This is a genomic window from Cupriavidus sp. CuC1, assembly GCF_044627735.1.
GTDB classification, from domain to species: domain Bacteria; phylum Pseudomonadota; class Gammaproteobacteria; order Burkholderiales; family Burkholderiaceae; genus Cupriavidus; species Cupriavidus ulmosensis.
On sequence record NZ_JBIUHC010000400.1, the window covers coordinates 1 to 880 of the forward strand.

Genomic DNA, 880 nt, shown 5'->3' on the forward strand with positions numbered 1-880 from the left:
TTGTTGACGGTCATACCTACCTCGTTGCTCACTAATCTATCAGGGATAGGTGATGCACGTCATATTGGCACGGGGGGCGGCGTCCGTCTTATGGACAAGAGGAAGGCTCCAGGAATAGCGGAGCGCAAGCAGGCGGATCGCGAAACAGATCGACGCCGCAAACCAAGGCGTGACTGCTACCCTCCATTCCATGAATTGTCCAAGAACTTGTATGCCTGCGCCTACCAGTGCAGCGAGCGCATAGATTTCCTTCTGTAGGATGATCGGTACGCGATTGAGCACCACATCTCTCATCACGCCACCGCCGACAGCAGTCACCATGCCGAGAACGATGGCAACCTCGATGTTGTGGCCAAACAGCAGCGCCTTGTGTGCACCAACGACTGCAAAGAAGCCCAGTCCAAGCGAATCAAAAAAAACGACAGGATGCTTAAGGTGGTCAACGATTGGACGCGCCCAGATTGCCATCGCCGAGGCCAACACCGAGGCCGCGAGATACCGCCAATCTGAAATGCCCACCGGCGGTAACGAGCCTAGGCAGAGATCCCGAACGATTCCTCCGCCACAGGCCGTCATATAGCTGATCGCGACGACACCGAACAGATCGAGGCGCTTCTGTTCAGCGGCAAGAGCACCGCTGACTGCAAAAGCGAAGGTACCGAACAGGTCGACCAAGACAAAGAGACTGTGTTCCATCATGCCTCTTGCTGACCGCAAAGCCAGGCAGACGCCGCCGTCAGCATGGCCTGCAGCCCCGTTTCCAGCGTCGGGTGGATGACCGGTGCGAACTTGGGCGAATGATTGGTAACTGCTCAATAAGTCGGGGCGAGCGGGGGCGTGGTGCTCGTGAGAGAAGCGATACGCTGTTCGATGAGATGGG

General features: G+C 57.0%; 1 protein-coding gene. It reads right to left on the minus strand.

Annotated elements, in window-relative coordinates:
- Positions 1-39: 39 nt before the first annotated feature.
- The gene (locus ACGLHR_RS51900) at positions 40-699 is read right to left on the minus strand and encodes a trimeric intracellular cation channel family protein (RefSeq protein ID WP_400103933.1); all 660 of its coding nucleotides are present in this window, start codon (positions 697-699) and stop codon (positions 40-42) included.
- Between the last annotated feature and the right edge of the window lie 181 nt (positions 700-880).

What these genes read in the sequence shown, in the direction of transcription:
- ACGLHR_RS51900 (WP_400103933.1), bottom strand. Translation starts at nt 699, where the DNA reads ATGATGGAACACAGTCTCTTTGTCTTGGTCGACCTGTTCGGTACCTTC.